Source organism: Paenibacillus eucommiae (assembly GCF_017874215.1).
GTDB lineage: Bacteria > Bacillota > Bacilli > Paenibacillales > NBRC-103111 > Paenibacillus_AI > Paenibacillus_AI eucommiae.
Genome location: NZ_JAGGLB010000007.1, coordinates 261400 through 282208 on the forward strand (window position 1 = coordinate 261400; position 20809 = coordinate 282208).

Annotated in this window: 16 protein-coding genes; 2 read left to right on the forward strand and 14 right to left on the reverse strand. The window is 35.6% G+C overall.

All coding sequences use genetic code 11. The features are described 5' to 3' along the window. From J2Z66_RS13220 to J2Z66_RS13280, 13 genes are all read right to left on the reverse strand, one after another. On the reverse strand, nucleotides 1–666 hold the full coding sequence (locus J2Z66_RS13220; RefSeq protein ID WP_209971887.1) for an acetyltransferase: 666 nt from the start codon (nucleotides 664–666) through the stop codon (nucleotides 1–3). Nucleotides 667–676: 10 nt separating this feature from the next. After that, nucleotides 677–1498, reverse strand: coding sequence for a class I SAM-dependent methyltransferase (locus tag J2Z66_RS13225; protein WP_209971888.1), 822 nt, complete (start codon nucleotides 1496–1498; stop codon nucleotides 677–679). Nucleotides 1499–1514: 16 nt separating this feature from the next. Then, complete coding sequence (locus tag J2Z66_RS13230; protein WP_209971890.1) at nucleotides 1515–2321, reverse strand: phytanoyl-CoA dioxygenase family protein; 807 nt, start codon at nucleotides 2319–2321, stop codon at nucleotides 1515–1517. Nucleotides 2322–2331: 10 nt separating this feature from the next. After that, nucleotides 2332–3252 (reverse strand): glycosyltransferase family 2 protein, encoded by a 921-nt coding sequence (locus tag J2Z66_RS13235; RefSeq protein ID WP_209971891.1) that lies wholly within the window; start codon nucleotides 3250–3252, stop codon nucleotides 2332–2334. A gap of 72 nt (nucleotides 3253–3324) precedes the next feature. Next, nucleotides 3325–5862, reverse strand: coding sequence for a hypothetical protein (locus tag J2Z66_RS13240; protein WP_209971892.1), 2538 nt, complete (start codon nucleotides 5860–5862; stop codon nucleotides 3325–3327). Next, nucleotides 5859–6404, reverse strand: a complete 546-nt coding sequence (locus J2Z66_RS13245) for a D-glycero-alpha-D-manno-heptose-1,7-bisphosphate 7-phosphatase (RefSeq protein ID WP_209971894.1) — start codon at nucleotides 6402–6404, stop codon at nucleotides 5859–5861. The genes J2Z66_RS13240 and J2Z66_RS13245 overlap by 4 nt, the downstream gene beginning before the upstream one ends. A gap of 4 nt (nucleotides 6405–6408) precedes the next feature. Beyond that, nucleotides 6409–7092: a nucleotidyltransferase family protein gene (locus J2Z66_RS13250; RefSeq protein ID WP_209971896.1), complete on the reverse strand. Its 684-nt coding sequence runs from the start codon at nucleotides 7090–7092 to the stop codon at nucleotides 6409–6411. A 92-nt stretch (nucleotides 7093–7184) separates the two neighbouring features. Further along, on the reverse strand, nucleotides 7185–8210 hold the full coding sequence (locus tag J2Z66_RS13255) for a GHMP family kinase ATP-binding protein (RefSeq protein WP_209971898.1): 1026 nt from the start codon (nucleotides 8208–8210) through the stop codon (nucleotides 7185–7187). A gap of 179 nt (nucleotides 8211–8389) precedes the next feature. Then, nucleotides 8390–9352 (reverse strand): GDP-mannose 4,6-dehydratase, encoded by a 963-nt coding sequence (locus J2Z66_RS13260; RefSeq protein WP_209971899.1) that lies wholly within the window; start codon nucleotides 9350–9352, stop codon nucleotides 8390–8392. Nucleotides 9353–9354: 2 nt separating this feature from the next. Then, on the reverse strand, nucleotides 9355–12555 hold the full coding sequence (locus J2Z66_RS13265; RefSeq protein ID WP_209971900.1) for a glycosyltransferase: 3201 nt from the start codon (nucleotides 12553–12555) through the stop codon (nucleotides 9355–9357). A gap of 13 nt (nucleotides 12556–12568) precedes the next feature. Then, nucleotides 12569–13471 (reverse strand): class I SAM-dependent methyltransferase, encoded by a 903-nt coding sequence (locus J2Z66_RS13270; protein ID WP_209971902.1) that lies wholly within the window; start codon nucleotides 13469–13471, stop codon nucleotides 12569–12571. A 6-nt stretch (nucleotides 13472–13477) separates the two neighbouring features. Beyond that, nucleotides 13478–14755, reverse strand: a complete 1278-nt coding sequence (locus J2Z66_RS13275; RefSeq protein ID WP_209971904.1) for an ABC transporter ATP-binding protein — start codon at nucleotides 14753–14755, stop codon at nucleotides 13478–13480. 11 nt (nucleotides 14756–14766) lie between these two features. Continuing rightward, a complete protein-coding gene (locus J2Z66_RS13280) occupies nucleotides 14767–15567 on the reverse strand; it encodes an ABC transporter permease (RefSeq protein ID WP_245375508.1) in 801 nt (266 codons plus the stop codon). A gap of 211 nt (nucleotides 15568–15778) precedes the next feature. On the opposite strand from J2Z66_RS13280, the gene J2Z66_RS13285 reads away from it, so the two are divergent. Together J2Z66_RS13285 and J2Z66_RS13290 are read left to right on the forward strand one after the other, a co-directional pair. Further along, a complete protein-coding gene (locus J2Z66_RS13285; RefSeq protein ID WP_209971906.1) occupies nucleotides 15779–18283 on the forward strand; it encodes an O-antigen ligase family protein in 2505 nt (834 codons plus the stop codon). Nucleotides 18284–18728: 445 nt separating this feature from the next. Further along, nucleotides 18729–20351, forward strand: a complete 1623-nt coding sequence (locus J2Z66_RS13290) for an S-layer homology domain-containing protein (RefSeq protein WP_209971907.1) — start codon at nucleotides 18729–18731, stop codon at nucleotides 20349–20351. A 128-nt stretch (nucleotides 20352–20479) separates the two neighbouring features. Here the strand turns inward: J2Z66_RS13290 and J2Z66_RS13295 are convergent, their stop codons facing one another. After that, nucleotides 20480–20797 carry a hypothetical protein gene (locus J2Z66_RS13295; protein WP_209971908.1) on the reverse strand — a complete coding sequence of 106 codons (318 nt, stop codon included), beginning with the start codon at nucleotides 20795–20797 and terminating at the stop codon, nucleotides 20480–20482. Nucleotides 20798–20809: the final 12 nt, after the last annotated feature.

A 20809-nucleotide genomic window follows, 5' to 3' on the forward strand; every position in this document is an offset into this window, starting at 1 on the left:
TTAAATACTCCTTAACTGATCACTAGTTATACCTAATAGAGATCCCTCGCTTGATTTGTAAACACTTTTATCATTAGTATTATTCAAAATCACAACCCCTGCACCAATAACATTTTCTTTACCTACAATCACACTATCACGAATAATGGCGCCATTCCCAATAAAACTAAGTTCATTGATGGTCACATAGCCTGACAATGAAGTAGAAGGTGCTAAGAAACAATAATTGTTAACTGTGGAGTGATGTCCAACATGACATCCACTCCACAAAATAACTGCATCACCAATACATACGAAAGGTTGAATAATAACTCCTTCGAGTATAAAACTATTCGCACCTATTGTAGCATTCTCAGCAACAATAGCATTACTACTAATAAATGAAGCTAGATTGTATCCCTTCTGTTTGGCTTCTAAAAATTTATCTCTACGAATCTTATTTACTTTTGAATATCCGATTGCAATAAACATATCATTTTCTTCAACTGGATATTTTTTTTCGATATCTTCAAAAGCCACTATTGGAACGCCAAGATACTTTTCAGTATTTATATATAATTTATTAACTGTAAAAGCTACAACATTGTAGTCACTACAATTCTTAAAATAGTAATATACAAGTTCTGCAAAGTCCCCAATACCAAATATGATTATATTACGAATCAATAGGTCATCCTCATTTCACAAGAATGAATCTTAAATACTTAAATAAATGGTTACTTAATGGTCTGATTTCTTTTAAATAGTTATTAATTACTTCAGAATCTTCAAAAGATTGTCTATGCATTACTGTGCCTTGTCCAAGAAACCATTGAAAATCTATTTCACATTTTGAAAACCCAATTTCTAAACTATCTTGTCTAAATATATAGGGTTCAATTCCACCTAATATATTTTTAATATATTCAGCTTGGTTAAATACTTCCTTTTCGATACCAAATTGTGCTTGTACATTCTCATCCGTATGCAGCACTGAATTAATTTCTTTAAGTACGATATCTGAATATTTTTCCTTATTAATATTATTTTCTATGTTAGACATTGCCTGCCAAAAAAGTTTATTAGGTTCAAGATCAACATAAAAAATTGCTCCTGGTTTTAAAACTCTAAATATCTCTTTTAACACAAGAGTATAATCATGAACATGATGAATAAAAGAGTAGGCAGTAGCCATGTCAAAAGAATCATCATTAAAAGGTAGTGTCTCAGCAGGTGAATTATATAAAGTTATATTCCCATTTGATATGTCTACCTGATCCAACATAGCTTGAGTAACATCAATACCATGGATTTCATCGAACAAATCTTTTGCTAAATCAATAATAAAGCCAGTACCACACCCCACATCGAGTAATTTGGGGCCTGATGCTTCTCTCAATTCTATTAACTTTTCTTTTACTTTCTGTCTATTTTCCGGTTTGAAATGTGGCTCTTGGTTATAAGAAGCAGCCATAATGGTATGTACTTCAATATTTGCTTTGATAATATCTTTATTCATTTCATCACTCCCATGTTTATCCTTGGTTAGGTTTATATAATCTTTGATCGTCTTCCACAAAAAATTCCTCGAGTTTAGTAGGTAAGCGTGTATCAAAACCTATGATTCTCCTAGCCTGATCATTAAGTTTATTAGAAATCTCTTCTGGAATCAACCTCACCCAATCCAAACGTTGCTTCATATAAGGTCTACACGCATTCATAGTTAATGAATGCCGCCAATGCTCGGTTTTATTTTCTCCTGCCCTATGCCAAACTCTTGCATTAAAAACTATAAAAGTACCTTTTTTACAAATAATTTGATGACAATTTTGTTCAAAGTAATTATTGTCAGGTACAATTGAACTATTGTGAGAACCTGGCAGTAATTTAGTACCACCGTTTTCCAAAGTAAAATCATCTAATGCCCACATTACGCCAATGTTAAAAGCATAGTCTGGAATTAATCTTGGGCTGTCGACATGCAATCGACTACCATAATTAACTCCCCTTGGTGGTAGAGAAGAAGATGTGAATGCATACATTATCCAATATGGATCCAACGATACAGAAAGTATTGCCTGCAATCTTGGATCTTCTAAAAGCTTCGCGAAAATCACATCCTGTGCAACAAGATCATGTAATAAATACTTATCGAGAACACTTCTCTCCGACCCTATGGGTTTGTAGTTTTCAATTGCAACCATTAACTTTTCTCTTAAATAATCACTTAACTGATCATCAATAAAATCCTGAAACATTGTAAATCCGCGTATTTGCATATTGTATGAATGTTCTTCTAGTTCTAAATCTGATATCTTCCGAAACTTCAAAAAATCAATCATATCCATCCACCTATTCATATATTTTTTTGATAATTGTATAAGGCCTCTGCTTAACTTCTGTAAAAATTTTCGAAATATAAATTCCCACAATGCCTAAACAGAAAATAATCATACCTCCCATCAGCCAAATAGAAACAACAATTGATGTCCATCCTTGCATGCTAATCCCAAAGATTAATTGCCTTAAGACTAAGAAGATAACAAAAGCAAAAGCTACTAAAGAAATGATAGAACCAAAACTAAAAATAAATTCCAAGGGTCTATTGGAAAAAGCAGTGATTGCATTTACCATTAAAGCTAGCTTTTTTTGAAATGAATATGTCGTAGGGCTAGAGCTGTATTTTTTTACAGAAATAGCTTGTTGATTATAGCCTGTTATAGCCCATAAACCCGCTAAGAATATCTCTCTTTCATGATGAGACACAAGAGCACTTACATAGTTAGAATTCATCAAACGACACATTGCTGAATTATTAACGATTTTATCATTAGAGAGATAATTATAAATTTTATAAAATAACCCTCCAGTAATTCTTTCCTTTAAATTCCCTCTTCTTTTTTCTTGAACACCATATATCACATCAATATTATCATGTTTCTCCATTTCCATCCAAAAATCATAAAGTAACTCAGGAGGTTCCTCTAAGTCAACATCAATTAAGAATACATAATCTCCATTAGCGTAGCTTAGACCAGTCATAATAGCCTTATGGTGACCGAAATTACGCGATAGATCAATAACCTTAACTCTATGATCCTTCTCTCTTAATGAAAGAGCAACATCCAAGGAATTGTCAGGAGATCCATCATTGACAAAAATCACTTCAAAATTTTCCGTGATCATTTCTGCTGTTTTCTTCACTCTTTGATAGAATTCTTCTATATAAATAGAGGATCTATATAAAGTGCATACTACCGATATCTTTAACACTTCCTACCTCCCACTATAATATATTTAGAAGCCCAAATTTAGCATTTTCAATGATGCCCTCTGGCTAGAGGTCTAGTTTGCTATTATGTCATAGACAACAAACGCTAACTCCCGAGTATCATTATTTATCCCTAAATTACTGGGAATAAAACTTTTATCCGAATCAAATCGAAGTTCAACATCAGCATTTTTTTCAACACTAATTACGATATTCAATGGCCCTTTACTAAAAGTCTTATTAACAACAAGATCGTCATTAGAATATATTTTTAAATTCAAGTTATCATTTTGATCAGGTATAGAACCTTTTATAAGTACTTCACCTTGATTTCTACTCTTTAGCAATAATTGTGATTCTTTATTTACCCAATAGTAGTCTTTCTCTTTTTGATACCACCCATTAATACGTACTCCATTTTCCAAATTGGATCCTAATTCATATTTAGACTTTGACAAATCAATAAGAAAATATTTTTCAGTTGTTATTTTAATATTATGTGAATTATTCTCTAAGCTACTAATTAGATTTTTTATAGCATCGAAACCCTCATACTCATTAGGTAGTATTATATACTCAATATTTGCCCAATGAATAAACTCATCAAATTTTTCTACTGAACTGATAAGATCATTATTTCCTAATAAAGGTGAAGAAAGTGTATTAATACTTTCAAATCTGCATGAAAGTCTGTTAAATACATTGTCATCTCCAAAACCGCCTATGCACCGCTTACCTTCCCCATTGTGTTCCAGTATATATTTTTCTATTTCATCTAACTGATGATATTGAAAAAAGGTGGTGTTGTTATCAGTTTTGATAGATTTAGTAAGATTATACTCTATTTTTGATGTACCCCATATCCATGATGGATGAGAGACTAATGTAATTAAGTTTTGAAAAATCACAAACAAAACCAAACTTGCAAATATTATTTTCTTGTAGTTAAACTGAAATTCTTGCAATAAACAGAAGCCTAATACTAAAAAGGCAATAATAGGTGCTTGATAAATATTTCCGTCTCCACCTGATGGAAATATCGTACCGTAATATATACCAATTAAACATATTGGTGTTGTAAACATTAGAAACAATTTATTGTTCAGATTTATTTTGACTTTATTGTTTATGACAATTAAAGATAAAATAATTATAAATAAAAATAACATTACATTACCAGTCCAAAGCATTATTATGTGTGGGTATTTATCTGGGTCAAAGAATAAATGAAACCATCGTGCTATAATACTTTCTGCTTCTTGGGATGCTATATTTTCAACATTTTTTGTTGAAAAGGGATATTTCAAGACAAAACCCATACGACTCCATATACTTCCTAAAACCGGATAAAAAGGTACCCCTGTCAATAAAAATGTTCTGAGACATAGTCCTATAAGAACAACTACTGCACCTATAATAATTATTAAATTTTTAATAGAAATAATCTTATTTGTTGGTGGTTGTATCGATGAAGAATTTACTTTTGAAAATTTATTATAGATAAGTATTATTAACAAACCTAAAATAATCATTGACGAAAAAGCAAAACTTGTCAGCTTCCCTCCAAAAGAAAGAATAAGTGAGGATAACCCTAAATATAAGTATAAATGTTTTTTTTCAAGGAGCCAATTCCATAAAAAATACATTCCCATTGTAATTAAAAACGATGTAAAAATATCCGGTTTTGCAGTGGAAGCCATATTGGAAATTGCAGGAAGAGAACATATTACACAAGCATAAAAAATTGCATTATTAACATTTATATTTGATATTATCAAAAAAGAAATAATTAAAACAACTAATAGAATATAAGTTATTATATTTCCAGCATAAATAAAACTATAGTCTCCAAGGTTACTTAATGGCAAAAAAAACAATTCAACCAATTTAGGATAATAATAAACAAAGCTAACCATTCCTAGGTTATCAAAGAAGGAGTGGGAACCAACTAAAACATATTCAGGTCGTAGCCCATACCATAAAGAATCATAATCAAAAGCACTGTTTGATTTATTAAATTGCATTAATATTAATATAGTAAGAAAAGATATGCTGATTTTTCCAAACATAGAAATTTTATTTTCTATTAAATTATAAAAATGAACAATCATAGGTTTGTGAAAACCACGCATTAAACTTAACAGACCAAGGATTACGGTTAAGAACCTTAAATGCTCAAAACGGCCGTATCCAAGTAAAGAAATTACTAACGCAAAAACTAACCAAATGATATGTCCAACTAAAAATGAGGCAAGATATCGTTTCGCATTATTTGGTTTATAATTCAAGAAGCTTCTTCCAATGGAAACGATAATTTCAAAATATATATAAGCATATAAAGCAATTTCTAACACTTGATAGATTCTTAAGTAAAGTACAACTACTGCAGTTAAAACAAAATTAAAAACTCTACCATTAAATTTCAATGAAACTAATACAAGGGTAAAAAATATTATAAATAGGAAAAGCCCCCCTTGATATGTTTCAGGTTGAATAACATGCCATTTATATACATCAAATAATATATTTTTAAAAGGAACAGCTTGAAATAAAACGGCTAATACAACTATTAAAACAAAAAAAAGTTTATTAATGCCTACTTTTTTATTCATGTCGGGCTCCTAGAAACAACTTTAATCAAATCTTTTAAATGGGTTATTTTAAAAATTGAATCCGTTCTTGAAGAAAAGTTATTAAATAGAAAATTGTTCTTTATTCCAGCTCTGAATCCTGCCTCGATATCACTTTCTTTATCCCCAATTAACAAAGACTCAGATAAATCAATTTTAAAATCTTGTGCTGCCTGGAGAATCATCCCTGGCTCGGGTTTCCTACAGTTTGACTGTTTCTTGTATTCTCCCAAACCTTCCGGATGAAAAGGACAATAATATACACCAGAAATAGTGATGTCTCGTTTATTAAATTCTTCAATCATCCAAATTGTTAAAATACTTAGATCTTTTTCTGAATAAAAACCTTTTGCAATACCAGCTTGGTTAGTAATTACTATTAATAAATACCCCATATCTTGAAAATATTTCGTCAACTCAAATATACCCTCAACAAATTCAAAAGCCTCAATTTTATGAACATAATTCTTCTCGACATTAATTACCCCATCACGATCCAAAAACAGCGCTTTATTCTTCTTCATTGTATCACTTCAATTCTTTTTGTGCTTTATAGTAATCCTCAGGGATTCCTATATCAATAAAATATCCGTCAGATATATAACCAAAAAACTCAAGTTTATCATAATATACTTGCATAAAATCGGATTCGAACGAAAATTTTTCTGGCAGATCCAATTGCTTAAAAATGTAACGCTTTAATAAGTATATACCGCCATTTATTTTACCCGTAGCCGCTGGTTGTTTTTCATTAAATTTTACCACACGACTTCCTTCTGTCACTACAGTACCATATCTATCGATATTTTTCATTTCCTTCAAAACAATTGTTAAATCAGCTTTTGATTCAATTTGCTGTTTCATTAATGATTTATAATCAACATCAAAATAAGTATCGCCATTCAATACAAATAAGTTAGCTTCTGACGTGAGCTCCAGAGCTTTTTTAATGGCCCCGCCTGTCCCTAATGGTTCAAATTCCTCAGCATACTGTATCTTCAAATTCCGATAATCTTCGCCAAAATAATCAATAATTAATTCTTTTTTATACCCTACAGATATAATCACTTTAGAAAATCCCTGATGACTTAGTTCATCTAAAATATAACAAAGAAATGGCTTGCCTTTAATGAGCGCCATAGGCTTGGGAACATCAGAAATAACGGTTTGTAATCTCGTGCCTTTTCCACCAGCTAGAACAATGGCCTCCATGTTAAAAACAACCCTTCCCGGAATACTATCTTTTGTCTCACACATATAATGCCGCTCAAATGCAACGACGTTTGTTGATTATAATGCTAAAGCTACGCTTTCCAACCTTCAGCACCGACTGAAGTGAAATGGAAATTAATAACTTCACCAGGCAGCCTCTTTAGTTCTTTAATTAATTGTAACCTTCGGACGGGATCAACCATAAAGATCATAAATCCCCCACCACCGGCTCCTGATACCTTGCCAGCATAAGCCCCTGCTTCCATCGCAATATCATATATATGGTCAATGTCATGATTTGAAATGGAACTGGCCATTCTTTTTTTAGCTTCCCACGACTTACCCAAGAATTCTGCAAATTTTTGCAATTCACCTTTTAAAATAGCCTCTTTCATAATTAAAGCATCTGCTTTTAATTCGTGCATCGCCTGCAAAGACTTTTCGTTTTTATTTTCCGCATTTTTCACTTGTTCATTAATGATGTTAGCAGATTCTCTGGAAGCACCTGTGTAGTAAAGTACAATGGAATTTTCAAGCTCATTTACGACCCAGCTTTTAATTCTCAATGGATTTACAATAACTCGATCTTCTGAGTAAAATTCAATAAAATTGAAGCCCCCAAAAGTAGCAGCATACTGATCCTGACGCCCCCCGTTCAACCCCACATCTACTCGTTCAATTTCATAAGCAAGATGTGCAATATCATACTCTCCAAGCGGCAGATTCAACCATTCAACATACGCTTGTATAATAGCTACAACCATAGTTGATGATGATCCCAATCCTGAGCCTGCTGGGGCATCGGAATAAGTTGTTATCTTTAATGATAGTGGTGTGAAATGATTAAACTCTCGAACAATTCTGTTATAAATGCCTTTATGAAGATCCAGATGACCATCTAACACCAGTTGCTCACAAGCCTTTGATTCAAAATACTCATCTCGATCAGCGGCGAAGAATGAAACCGTATGAACATTTGTCGTTTCAATCGTGCAATAGGCATACATGTCTAATGTGGCATTTAGAACATAACCCCCAAATTCATCACAATAAGGAGATACATCAGTCCCTCCGCCAGCAAGTCCTAACCTTAATGGTGCTTTTGAGCGTATAATCATTTATAGATTCCTTTCAATATTTAAATCAGTACGATTCAATATTTGTCTCTGATTTGAAACATAAGCTTCACTCGGATCAGCCGCATGAAACAAAATACAATTATTATCACATTCCAATAATGAGAAATATCTGATCTGTTCCCCATCGGCAAGTTCTTTTCTTAAAGGGTCTTATTGATCTAATAATCATTATTATCTCTCCAATAAGTTATCATATCAGTTAGAGTTTGTTTTAATGTATATTCTTGCTTCCAGCCTGTTTCCTTTATGAGCTTAGTGGAGTCACCAAATATAATCGGTTCATCTGTTGGTCTAAGCAATCTAGAATCTACCTCAAGTTGAAAATCTATATCTATTATATCCTTAATAATCTGCAACACTTCTCTTATCTGATAAACTTTGGCTCCGCTTATATTATAAACTTCTCCATGCTTCCCTTTCTTAGAAAGAAGAACTAATGCCTTAACAAGATCCCTAACATCTGTTATAGCTCGTTTAGTTTCAATATTGCCAACTCTAAAATTAGTTGTTAAGCCTCTTTCAATTTCAACCGCTCTTTGACAAAAATCTGAAGAAGCATCATTAGTTTTTCGTGGACCCGTTGTATTAAATATTCTTGCCCTAATAGATTTCAGCCCATCACTTTGATAGTATTGATATGCCAAAAGATCTTGTGCAACCTTGCTTACGCCATAAGGATGAAGAGGCATCAATGCTGCTTCTTCCTTAATGGGAACATTCTCTGGAGTTAGAGAATTTCCATATTCCGCACTTGAGCAAGCCACTACTATTACTGGATCATAATTTGAATCATATTTTTTAACTTGCTTTACTGCCTCAAATACATTTATTGTTCCATTCACATTAGTCTCTATAGTTTCTTGAGGACGTTCCCATGAAACAGTTGGATAACTTTGGGCAGCAAGATGGAATATTCTGTTGGGTTTATATTTAGATATAATATTATATAGTTGTAAATAGTAACGCACATCACATTCGTGTAAGTCAGCTTTATTTTTGATTTCTTTAATATTGGTTGTTGGTTTATAATATGTACCGACAACATGAACATTTGTTTCATAAAAATAATCGCACATGTGGGATCCTACCATTCCACAGATTCCTGTTATTAAAACAGTCATATTTATCCCTCCAATATATTTCCCATGATCTCTTTGGCACTCTTTTTAGTAAAATATTTGTTAATATAGTCATAATATTTCCTTTGTACTTCTTCTAATAATAGAGTGTTAGAATACATGTCAATAATGTTTTGTGCAAACTCGACCGGATCATCTACAGATGGAATTATTGATTCAATATTGGTCAGACCTTCCGTTCCAAATGACGTAGATACTATGGGAACTTGATGAAACATAGCTTCAATTGTTTTACCTTTTACTCCCGCTCCATATCTTAATGGGACAATAATAACTTTGGATTTAGAGTATAGCTCATTGAGAACGTCATCACTTACAAACCCCTTAATGTCTATAGATGAGGACTGCAGATTAAGTATTTCTTGCGGTGGATTAGACCCGACAACAGAAAGCTTGATACTCGGGATCTGCTTTATCACTAAAGGAAAAACCCTCGAACAGAACCACTTTATACCATCAACATTTGGTGAATGTGAAAATCCTCCTACAAATAGAAGACCTTCTCGTTGTCCAGATATATATGAAAGCATTTCTACCTTATCAAAATAGAACACAGGAAATACATTCACTTTTTTATTTGGAAAGTTAAGTGAAATCAATTTCTCTTCAGCTTCACTCAAAGTAATTATTTTATCTGATTTGCTAAACAAATCAAATTCGATATTTTTCCAATGATCCGAGGATTTCAGATATTCAATTTTTCCTTCTAGTTCATAACGTTTTTTCTCACGAACATAGTGTAAGTCATGACCGTAATAAATGATCTTCGCTTTTGTGTGCTTCTTTAAAAAATCAATATACTTGATAGAAATATGAGGTCGATTTAAGTAAACATAATGTATTTTATCAGCATTATTTTTCATCCATTTTTCATAGTTATCCCTATAATACTTTCCGTAAAGAACTTCAACGCCAAATTGTTCAAGCTCCGATGTATACGGTTCATGCTTGAAAAAATTATCTCCTAAAAACTTTACATTCAGTCCCATTTCGATAAACAATTTTAAATAAAGGAATGTTGTTCGGCTACCTGCATCCTTATCATAATGTGGGACATAATGATCTATAAATAAAATAGTTTTCTTATCTTTGCTTCTATCTCTTGCTGAAAAAACATTAACCGCATTCTCAAAATGCTCATGTTCCAGTATATTAGACCACTTTTCAATAAACTTTGCTCTATTATTAACTTGATAGCTCTTAATCCCAGAACCTGTATCAGTCCCATGAGAAACACCTTCAAAATGAACAACCACTGATTTAGGTTGAAGAACTACCTTATAGCCATGCTTACGAACTTCAAAGGCCAGATCTGAGTCCTCATAATAAGCTGGAACATATCTCTCATCAAACCCACCTATTTCATTCCATAAATCTGTTCTAATCATAATAGCCGCGCCAGAAATATAGTCTACTTCCTTCACATAGTTGTACTCAGGTTTATTAGGGTCATCTAACCTACCATAATTCCATCCACTGGCATCATTCCAAATGATTCCGCCTGCTTCCTGCAGTTTTCCATCAGGATATACCAATTTAGAACCTACCATGCCAATTGTAACATCATTTTCGACTAAATCCACCAAATATTTCAACCAGTTTTCTTGAACATTTGTATCATTATTTAAAAACAATACATATTTACCCTTGGCATACTGGGCTGCATTGTTACAATTTAATAGAAACCCTCTGTTGCTCCCATCTCTTATAACTCGAATATTTTCTACATATTTCGCTATATTTCCGGTTTCGTCAGTTGACATGTCATCAGCGATAATGATCTCATAAGGAGTATCTGTCGTATGTTTCAAGATAGACTTTAAACAAGAGTAAGTATATGCCCACTGATTATAAGCAGGAATGATTACAGAAACGAGTGGGTTTTCGACATTTTTAAATATCAGTTTTTCACTATAATCTTCTACAATGGCTAATTCGATTTTACGTTCTTGGGAGTTATCAAACTTTTGTAAGTAACTTTCTACACGATCTCCCAATAAAGAGCTGCTGTCTGTTTTTAGATACTTAAAAAACTTTTTAAAATTTTCTACTCGAAGCCTTTGAGTAAATTGCTTTGGCTTTCTAACAAGCATAACTAACAATTTAAGAAACAATCTTCTTCTTGAGTTAACGGGTATTACAGAATCTCTTAGTTTGTAGTACTTCAACAAAAACCTGTATCCACCGGATCCTTCAATTCGCTGCAGCTTTCTTTCCTGATCCAATAATGTTTCGATATGTGCTTTATGATTTTGCACTTCTTCTTGCAATTTGGCGTTTACCTTTTTGGTTTCACTAGACAAATCTTTATTTTCCATTTGCAGCTCTTGAAAAGCGGCATTTATTTCTATAACCTGCGCTTGCAACTTGCTATTATCAATTTTCAAAAACTCAATAGCTTCACTCATTTGTCTAGTTTGAACCTGCATATCTACGAAGCTAGTAGATTTTTTGAGATATTTATTTGCAATTTGATATTCTCTTTCTTCTCCAAATACATATTTTTGAAAGCCTTGCTCAAGATTGTTATACAATTCAACTTTTTCTTTTGTAATTCCAACATATTCGAATATGAATTCAATAGAAAATTCACCATTCAAATAATCATAGTATTTTGCATTAAGCTCATTGATACTTCTAAATAAAATAAATTCAGCAGGAATAGCAAACTCAAACACCCATTCATAGTCAATGACTACAATGCTATGGTCAGCGTCATAAACCAGGTTATCAAAGGTTAAATCGATGTTTGCAATGTTAAGTACCTTGGTTTCTTGCAGTGAAAGGGATGTGGCAAAAACCTTTTCAAATGCTTCATCTGAAATGAAGATGTCCTTCTTAACAGATAAACGGTCAAGAAATGCTACAAAAAGATCCAGTAATGCATGCAAAGATGTGCGATCCTCATTTATAATACTTTCTATTACCAGATTATCATAATAACTTCCAGTAATATAAGATAAAAAGAGACTATCCCCCTCAAGCTTTGCTTCCGACAGATTCAGCGTAGGGTAAGTTTCTCTAAGAAGACTATAGTTTATATATATCTGATTAATGTGAGCGATTGAGACCGGTGTTAGCGCCTTTTTACGAGCTATTAGTCCATTATCGGATGAGATAATTGCCGTTTCAATTTGATATTGCGGCAGCCTCTCCCTATTATATTTAGCAAAAAGCACATTCATGATCCTTACTCTCCTAGCCCTCGCAAATTACGAGAAAAGAATTTGCAAAAAAATCAAATTGCTTATTTTTTATAAGAGTATCCAAGGCTAATTTTTCATTAAACAAGGAATATCTCTCTCTATCATAATTGGGTGACATGCTTTGAAGCTGTCCACGATGGGGTAAATAATCATCCGAATAGATTGCGGAAGGCATCTTATAATCGGGCATTGGATAATAAAATCTCAACTCACCAAACTCCGTTTTTTTCAGCAAATCGATGAGCTCAGTCTTTCCAAAGGTTTCAGCCTTAGAGGCTGCAGGGTAATTTTCAATGCTTTCAAATATCTTTCCAGAGTGATCTTCTGCTGCACCCGACCAATATTTAATTCCAAATTTATTTTCGATGGCGATGATCAGCTTACCACCCGGCTTTAGAAATTTTTTAATATTCTTAAGAAAATTTTCGTAAGGACTGCTGCTTTCGCTGAAATGCTTCGCGTACTCCAGAACACCAATTAGAGAAATATAGTCAAATGTTTTATCAATGACCATATCATTAAGGTTACCAACCATAATCTCAAGATTATCGTGACTACAGCAGCGATTTGAGATGATTTGTGATCGTTTAAGAGAAAGCTCTACTGCTGTAACATGCTTGACTTTCTCACAAAACAAACCTGTCAGCGCACCACACCCGGCGCCAATTTCTAATAAACTTGCAGATTTATCAAAAGGGTACCACTCCAATAAATTCCTTCTAATCGGAGAGAGATGGTAAAGGAGTGCCCACTCACTCTGTGGAAGGTTCAACACTTCATTGATAGATTGTTTATTTTGTACAATGTTTAATAAAACATCCTCAACTTCTCCATCACTGTATAGATCAGTACCTGAATAGTAATCAAGATTCAAAGGTATATTTTGCTGTTCCACGTCTTATCATTCACCCTTCTCACTCTCAATAAGCACATTTGAGCTTAAATCATAGTATCCAACAGATTGTTTGGAGTTTAAGCATTGAAAAATAATGATGTCATACAACCTATGATATACTACGAACTCATCTTGCTCATACCCCGTACAACCTAAAGATAACGTATAATTTCCATTGTGGAATGGAATTCTTTGTGTGAAACTTATAATAATCTCTTGATTTACTCCATACTCTGCTGGTTCATACTGTTCATATAACGTATTGGTGCCTGCTAATTCAAGTCCTTTTAAATCCTTAATAGTGAAAGCGAATATAGGATTACTAATTGGAATGTTAAATTTGACTCTCATTTTAATCGAAATAAGTTCATCACTTAGTACGTTCTCTGTAATACAATCCTTAGCATCAAATATACCAAAATCTATAATTTCAGCACGGCGATCACCATATAAAGTCGGGTCTATATTTAATTTATATGAAGATTTCCATAGTGCATTTTGTGCATGTATGGTGTTACCAGTAGTCGTTGGCTTGATTGTTCCATCCATCTTCACAAGTAATTTTTTATATTCATCAACAATTTGTTTAGGTGATCCATCGGCAATAAAATTACCTTTATTTATTAAAATTGCTCGAGTGCAATACTGAATTATGGTATCCAGGGAATGTGATACAAAGAGTATAGTTTTTCCCTCTTCTCTAAATTCATTAAATTTCTTATAGCATTTCGCTTGGAAAGCCACATCTCCTACTGCAAGAGCTTCATCAACTATGAGAATGTCAGGATCAACATTAATAGCAACTGCAAACGCCAGCCTTGCAAACATACCACTAGAATATATCTTCACAGGCTGATGGATAAAATCACCAATATCTGCAAATGACAAAATATCGTCCAGCTTCTGATTCATTTCCTCTTTGGAGTACCCCATAATAGTGCCGTTCAAATATATATTTTCAAGGCCTGTGTAATCAACATTAAAGCCCGCTCCCAGTTCCAACAACGCTGATATTTTGCCATTAACCGTAATTTTCCCTGCAGACGGAGTTAGTACACCTGTGATCATTTTGAGTAAGGTAGATTTACCTGAACCATTCTTACCAAGAATACCAAGCGTTTCACCTTTGTTCACTTGAAAAGAAATATCCCTAACAGCATGGAACTCCTTGTGAAATTTTTTCCCAAGCAGATGCAGGGACTCTTTTAACCGATCGGCAGGTTTGTCATATAGTTTGTACACTTTGCTAATATGATCTAAATGAATGGCAATATCCGATGTCATCTTTACTCTCCTTACAATACATCTGCAAAATGCGGCTTAAGTTTTTTAAAGAGAAACATGCCTATTGCAAGTATCAACAAAGTTACTATCCAAAAATTAAGCGTTAAGCTAGGGTGCTCCCAAAACCATTTATTATAAATAAACGTTTCTCTATACCCTTCTACTATATAAAACATCGGGTTTAGCTTAAGAAAAAATGCGAACCGTTCAGGAACTATTTGCAAGGAATAAAATATAGGTGTTAACCAGAACCCAAACTGAACGAGCATAGCTACAATTTGCCCAACATCCTTAAGAAAAACAGATAGAGAGGCTGTAAGCCAAGAAAGTCCTAATACTAACACAATCATGCAACCAAGATAATAAGGAAGCTGTAAGTAATAAATAGACGGTCGATAGCCATAAATCATGAACATAATAAAAAGAAATATAATAAAGAAGAAATGAACGAAAAACGCTGAGTATATTTTAACAATCGGTAAAATACTTACTCTAAACACCATTTTTTTTACCAAATAGCTATATTCAACAATAGAATTAGAAGAGGATTGTACGCACTCAGCGAAAAAATTCCATGGAATCATCGCCGCGGCTAACCAAAGTATAAAGGGAACATTGTCAACTGGTGTCGATTTAAATCCAACCTGAAAAACAAACCAAAAAATTAAAATGGTTACCGTTGGCTGTACAAACGCCCAAGTGATCCCTAAGTAAGAACCCAGATATCTTTTTTTAAAATCATTTTTAGATAATTCCCACATAAATCGTTGATTTTTGAGAAAATCCTTGCCATAACTCATGATTGAGCTCATCTCTGAATGCAAACTCCTTTGTAAATCATCACCTATATTCACCACATATATATGAAAGTTGATTTTTAGTGTACGGATGTATTCTACCAAACTTACCTCACAAACACCACCCCAGCAACCATCTTCCATATCTTCCAAATTAATGAATTGGAATCACACCTCGAATATGGTAAGATATTGTCGTAATTCCGAAAGGAAGGGAAATGTTCACATGGTAAAAAAAGAAAAATTGGATGCTTCGGCTTTGGCAGAGAAGAGTTCGCTGATCTATTGGTTGCTTATAAGCTTCGTGGTTATGTTTTTGTTTTGGTCGCCCTTTAAGAGAGCGCTGTTTAATGGAAACTCGTACTCCTTTGAAAGGTCGGTTTATTCCTCGTTCATATGGTCGTCTATTATTTTACTGCTGGTAGCTGTCTTCTTTTTCTACGTGTGGAAGTGGCAGACACAGCGGGATGCTTTAACTGTTATTGTTTGGCTGCTGCCTATTTCGTATATTATATCATTAATAACGGCGGTTTCGCATTATTATGCGATGAATATGGTATACATACAAATCATGTACGCTTGTTTTTTCATAGTGGGCATTTATTTAGCCAAAAATAAGCAGGGGAATTCTATCCTCTCAGCCGCGCTTTTAACTTCTGGTTATGTGATTGTTCTGTTCGGCATGCTGAATTGGATTGGCAATGGCAAGCTGGCAGGCAGCCTTGTTTCCTGGTTTGTGGAATTGGAAAACGGGGTTTATCGCGATGCTGTGATGACAGACTCTAATGGTCTCCGGCTTACCGCTGTGTTTCAATACGCAAACTCTTATGCGGCCTATTTAATTGCACTATTGTTTGCCTCACTATTTATCATCGCTAAATCACGCAAATGGTACATTGTCGGCCTAAATGCCTTCATGCTAGTGCCGATTATTATTTCATTCTTTCTTACGCTTTCCCGCGGAGCTATTGTAGTGATCCCGGTTATCTTGTTAATCATCTTGTTCTTCCAAAAATTAAACAGACAAATTCTGTATTTGGTACATATGGCTGTAGCTTTCATAGCCTCATTCCTGATCTTGCAAAAGCTAACAGATGCAGGCATCCAATTGCACACCCAGTTCTCAGCATCCGTGGCTGGTTCAAACTGGCTGGTGCTTATCCTAGTATCTCTGGTTGTAGCTGGAATTAGCATTCTAATTCAGAAATTTGCCGCACCTTATTTGGAAAGCAAGCTTGAGCGATTTGATGGCCGTAAATTGACGAATTTTGTAGTGCCTTTCGCGGCTATCATACTCGGAATTGTAGGAGCAATCCTGCTCTTCGCCGATACTGGCGCATCCAAGCTGCTTCCGGAAAACATTAAAACTAGGATAGAAAACATTAACTTTGCCCAGCACAGTGTTCTGGAAAGAGGAACCTTTTACAAAGATGCGGTCAAGGTGTTTAAGGATTATCCGATAATCGGGGCCGGGGGCGGTGCATGGTCTGAGCTTTTTGAAAAATACCAAAACAACCCTTACATCAGTCGTCAGGCTCATAACTTTTTCCTGCAATATTTGGTTGAGGTTGGGCTTGTGGGGCTACTCATTTTCCTTGCGTTTCTTGGTCTAGTATTTTTTCTTTTCATTCGCTCCCACATCCGTAATAAATCGGGGACGAAGGACTCGACAGATTCTCATTTTCTCTTTTTCATCATAGCTATTTCATTGCTAGTTCATAGTATCATCGACTTTGATTTGAGCTTTGTGTACTTGGGCATTATTCTTTTCCTTTGCCTTGGGGCTATGGTTGCCAATTCGGGGAACGCTCCTTTTAGATGGAACTGGAATCGTCCGCTCATCAATAAAGGGTATCCTGCTCTGCTTTTTGCATTGTCGATTACGATATTTTTCATTTCAATTAGACTGCTCAGCGCCAACAGTTCCTTTATGGAGACACTAGATGTGATTCAAAAAAGCAAGGACTACAATGAAATCACGACTCCGCTGAACAAGGCGTTAGAACTTCATCCGAACCATCCTGACTATTTGATGCCGACAGAATTTTTCCCGGGCAAGATTGGCCTGCTCTTTCAGGTTTATAATCAAACCAAGGACGATGTTTACTTCGATGAAGCCCAGAAGCTTCTGACCGATGTAGCGAAGAAGGAAAAATTCAATCGCAGAGTACTCTACCAGCAGATCACTGCTTACAAGCTGAAAAATCAACTATCTGAAGCATCTGATCTAGTTAATAAAGAGTTGGTAAATTTCCCTTGGATCATTTCGCTTTATGAAGAAAGCATTAATTTAAGCTTTGATTTAGGGAGTAAAGCATTACAGGAGAAAGATGACAACGCTCGAGAACAGCATTGGAATAAATCTCTTGAGGTCTATGACTCTATTCTTGCCAAAAAGAAGATATTGGAGAACTTGCCGAAAGAGCAAGGACAAGGAGAAGCATTCGATATTTCCGCCAATACAGCATTGAGCCTTGCCCAGATTAAATATGCCTATGGTGATTATGCCGCCGCTTCCAGCTTTTTGCAGCCTTTTGTGCAGGCAGACAAATTAAGTGATCCGTCTAATCCAGAATTAGCCCAATTCAATCGAAACGTGGCTAGATGGTATTATGCGGCAGGCAGCAAGCAAAATGCACCTGATCAGGCGCTGTACGATAAACTTCTAGCGGCAGATCCTGGTGAGCAGCAGCAGATCGAATTATTGTTGGGCAGTGAACCTATAAAATAAATGGTGAGGAGCTGATACCTGGTATCGGCTCCTTTTGTGTATCCTCTCGAACAAGAAGCAACTATAGATAACTATAGTACTGGGTGTTTCAAATATCGTACATTAGTTTAAGTATATTAAAACTCTGTGCATTTGGGATGAATGCCTGTAACCTGCAGCTATCCAGCTCACTATCGAATCTCTCCATAATACGGACCCAAATGTAATTCTATCAACGAATACTATATACGAGCCTAACAACCAAATAGTTCTATGCCTTTTCTATTACTCCCATGGAACTGTTTTGTGGATGGGCTATTTCTATATCAAAATTTCCATTTATTATATATTTATGATAGGATTGTATTTTACAAACTAATTTTAGGAGGTGAAAACTGTTTTTTATATTATATCCAAAAAGCGTTAATAGTTTTATCAATTTCTTTTAAAAAGGAGTACTCCCAGCATGCTAAGAAAGACACTTTTAAAAAAGACGGCGCAAATTACGGCCGTACTCTTGCTGTTTTCTGCCTTAACGCCTATTCTTGCTTTTGCCGCGGTCCACTTCTCATCCTATTCCTACGATAAAGTGAATGGCAAAGTCACGGCTACGGTGTACAGCGATGTGTATCACAGTGGTAAAAATATGAATCTGCGAATTTTTAAACCTGATGGTTTATCGCTTGTGGATTCAGTATACAAAGCAGTCTATGACAGAGTCGACTCTGTAACAGGTGTTACTTATTTCACTTTCAACGTATCGGTTACTCCCGCCGTTTATGATTCTGTCTACCTGAAAGCCTACTATGAACTGGCGGACACCGGATCATTGCTTCAGGTAAACAACTCCAACACCAGTAATCCTAATCCAGGAGGAGGCTGCTGTGGCGGTGGCGGTGGATATCCACCTGCAACTGGTGACGTGCTGGATGTTCCGGCTAGCGGTGAAGTCAATGCCGACGGCCTGAAGGCTGCTCTTGCCAAGAACACGCATATCCAGATGAAATTGGCAGGCGATTTCGCCCTATTACCAGCATCCGCTCTAGTGGACGCGAAGAGCAAGCCAGAAGCCATGATAACTCTGGGTTCCGCGAATGGTAGTTACATGCTTCCTCTGTCTGCATTGGATTTGGAAGCTCTTGCTGCATCTCTGGATATTAAAGTGAGTGATCTGAAAATTAAGGTTTCGATTACAAAACTTACTGGTGATCAGGAAACAGCTATCTTGGAGGCTATCAAAGCACTTGGCGGCACTTCCGCTTCAGCTGCTGTCGATTTCAAGGTTGAAGCTGTAGGCAAGGATGGGAAGACGATTGCAGTTAATTTAGACAATGCTTACATTTCCCGCACGATTCCTGTGAACAAAACGATTGATACGAAGAAGACAACCGGCCTTCTATTTAACGAAACAACAAAGAAGCTTAGCTTTGTACCTGCAACCTTCGAGACAAAAGACGATAAAACTGTAGCTACGTTGAAGCGTCAGGGAAACAGTATTTACACAGTAGCTGAGTTCGATAAAAGCTTTAACGATATTACAACTCATTGGTCTAAAAATGATGTTCAACTTCTGGCTAACAAGCTAGTAGTCGACGGTGTGACTGATACCACATTCCAGCCAGAGCGCAATATCACGCGTGCGGAATTCGCCGCTTTGGTAGTTCGTTCCTTAGGGCTTGACGGCACTACTGGTACCGCAAATCCGTTTAACGATGTTAATTCTTCCGCGTGGTATGCAAGCGTAGTTGCAACTGCAGCGCAGGCTAAAATCATCGATGGATACGAAGACGGTACTTTCCGTCCAAACGCACAAATAACACGCGAAGAGCTGTCTGCAATGGTCATACGGGCATTAAAATACGCTGGTGTGAATACAGACATTACAGCTGCACAGCAAAGTGAGCTGCTAGGAAAGTTCACTGATTCTAATAGGATAGTCTGGGCCCAACAAGAAATTGCTGCCGCTATTCACGCAGGAATTATTGATGGGATGACCGATACTACAATCGGATCCAATCAGCAAGCCACACGCGCACAATCAGCAACCATGTTGAAGCGTTTCTTGACGAAAGCCGTATTTATTAATTAATTTCATGCAGTAGTCAAAAAAAAAAAAGCAAAAAGAAAGGATATCCCGAAGTCTCTGGACTTTTGGGGTATCCTTTTTTTGTGTGTTTATATGGGTACGCCACTTCCCACTTATTTCAGCCTCCAAGCTTATAAGCCACCAGAGCTGCTCCCTGTCTTCACAGCTGCATAGAAGCGCTGCCAGGCCGGAGTCATACCTTGCTGCATAAGAGGCAGTGCGGCCAGGGCCTCCTCGGCGGCGGCTATTTGCGCCAGTTCTTTTCGGCTTTTCTTTGGGGTTACCTTTTTCTCTGGCTTACTCCCTGCCTTATTGCCTGCCTTATTGTCTGACTGTTTCCCTGGCTCCTGCTCTTTCCTTTGCTTTGGCTCTTGCTCTTTCCTTTGCTCTGGCTCCTGCTCTTTCCTTTGCCCTTGCGCCTGCTCCGGATCCTGCTTTAACTGTGCCATAGGCTTGTTCAC

Coding starts and splice junctions, on each gene's coding strand:
- J2Z66_RS13225 (WP_209971888.1), bottom strand. CDS start 1,498: ATGAATAAAGATATTATCAAAGCAAATATTGAAGTACATACCATTATG.
- J2Z66_RS13230 (WP_209971890.1), bottom strand. CDS start 2,321: ATGATTGATTTTTTGAAGTTTCGGAAGATATCAGATTTAGAACTAGAA.
- J2Z66_RS13240 (WP_209971892.1), bottom strand. CDS start 5,862: ATGAATAAAAAAGTAGGCATTAATAAACTTTTTTTTGTTTTAATAGTT.
- J2Z66_RS13245 (WP_209971894.1), bottom strand. CDS start 6,404: ATGAAGAAGAATAAAGCGCTGTTTTTGGATCGTGATGGGGTAATTAAT.
- J2Z66_RS13250 (WP_209971896.1), bottom strand. CDS start 7,092: ATGGAGGCCATTGTTCTAGCTGGTGGAAAAGGCACGAGATTACAAACC.
- J2Z66_RS13255 (WP_209971898.1), bottom strand. CDS start 8,210: ATGATTATACGCTCAAAAGCACCATTAAGGTTAGGACTTGCTGGCGGA.
- J2Z66_RS13260 (WP_209971899.1), bottom strand. CDS start 9,352: ATGACTGTTTTAATAACAGGAATCTGTGGAATGGTAGGATCCCACATG.
- J2Z66_RS13265 (WP_209971900.1), bottom strand. CDS start 12,555: ATGAATGTGCTTTTTGCTAAATATAATAGGGAGAGGCTGCCGCAATAT.
- J2Z66_RS13275 (WP_209971904.1), bottom strand. CDS start 14,755: ATGACATCGGATATTGCCATTCATTTAGATCATATTAGCAAAGTGTAC.
- J2Z66_RS13280 (WP_245375508.1), bottom strand. CDS start 15,567: ATGAGCTCAATCATGAGTTATGGCAAGGATTTTCTCAAAAATCAACGA.
- J2Z66_RS13285 (WP_209971906.1), top strand. CDS start 15,779: ATGGTAAAAAAAGAAAAATTGGATGCTTCGGCTTTGGCAGAGAAGAGT.
- J2Z66_RS13290 (WP_209971907.1), top strand. CDS start 18,729: ATGCTAAGAAAGACACTTTTAAAAAAGACGGCGCAAATTACGGCCGTA.
- J2Z66_RS13295 (WP_209971908.1), bottom strand. CDS start 20,797: ATGGCACAGTTAAAGCAGGATCCGGAGCAGGCGCAAGGGCAAAGGAAA.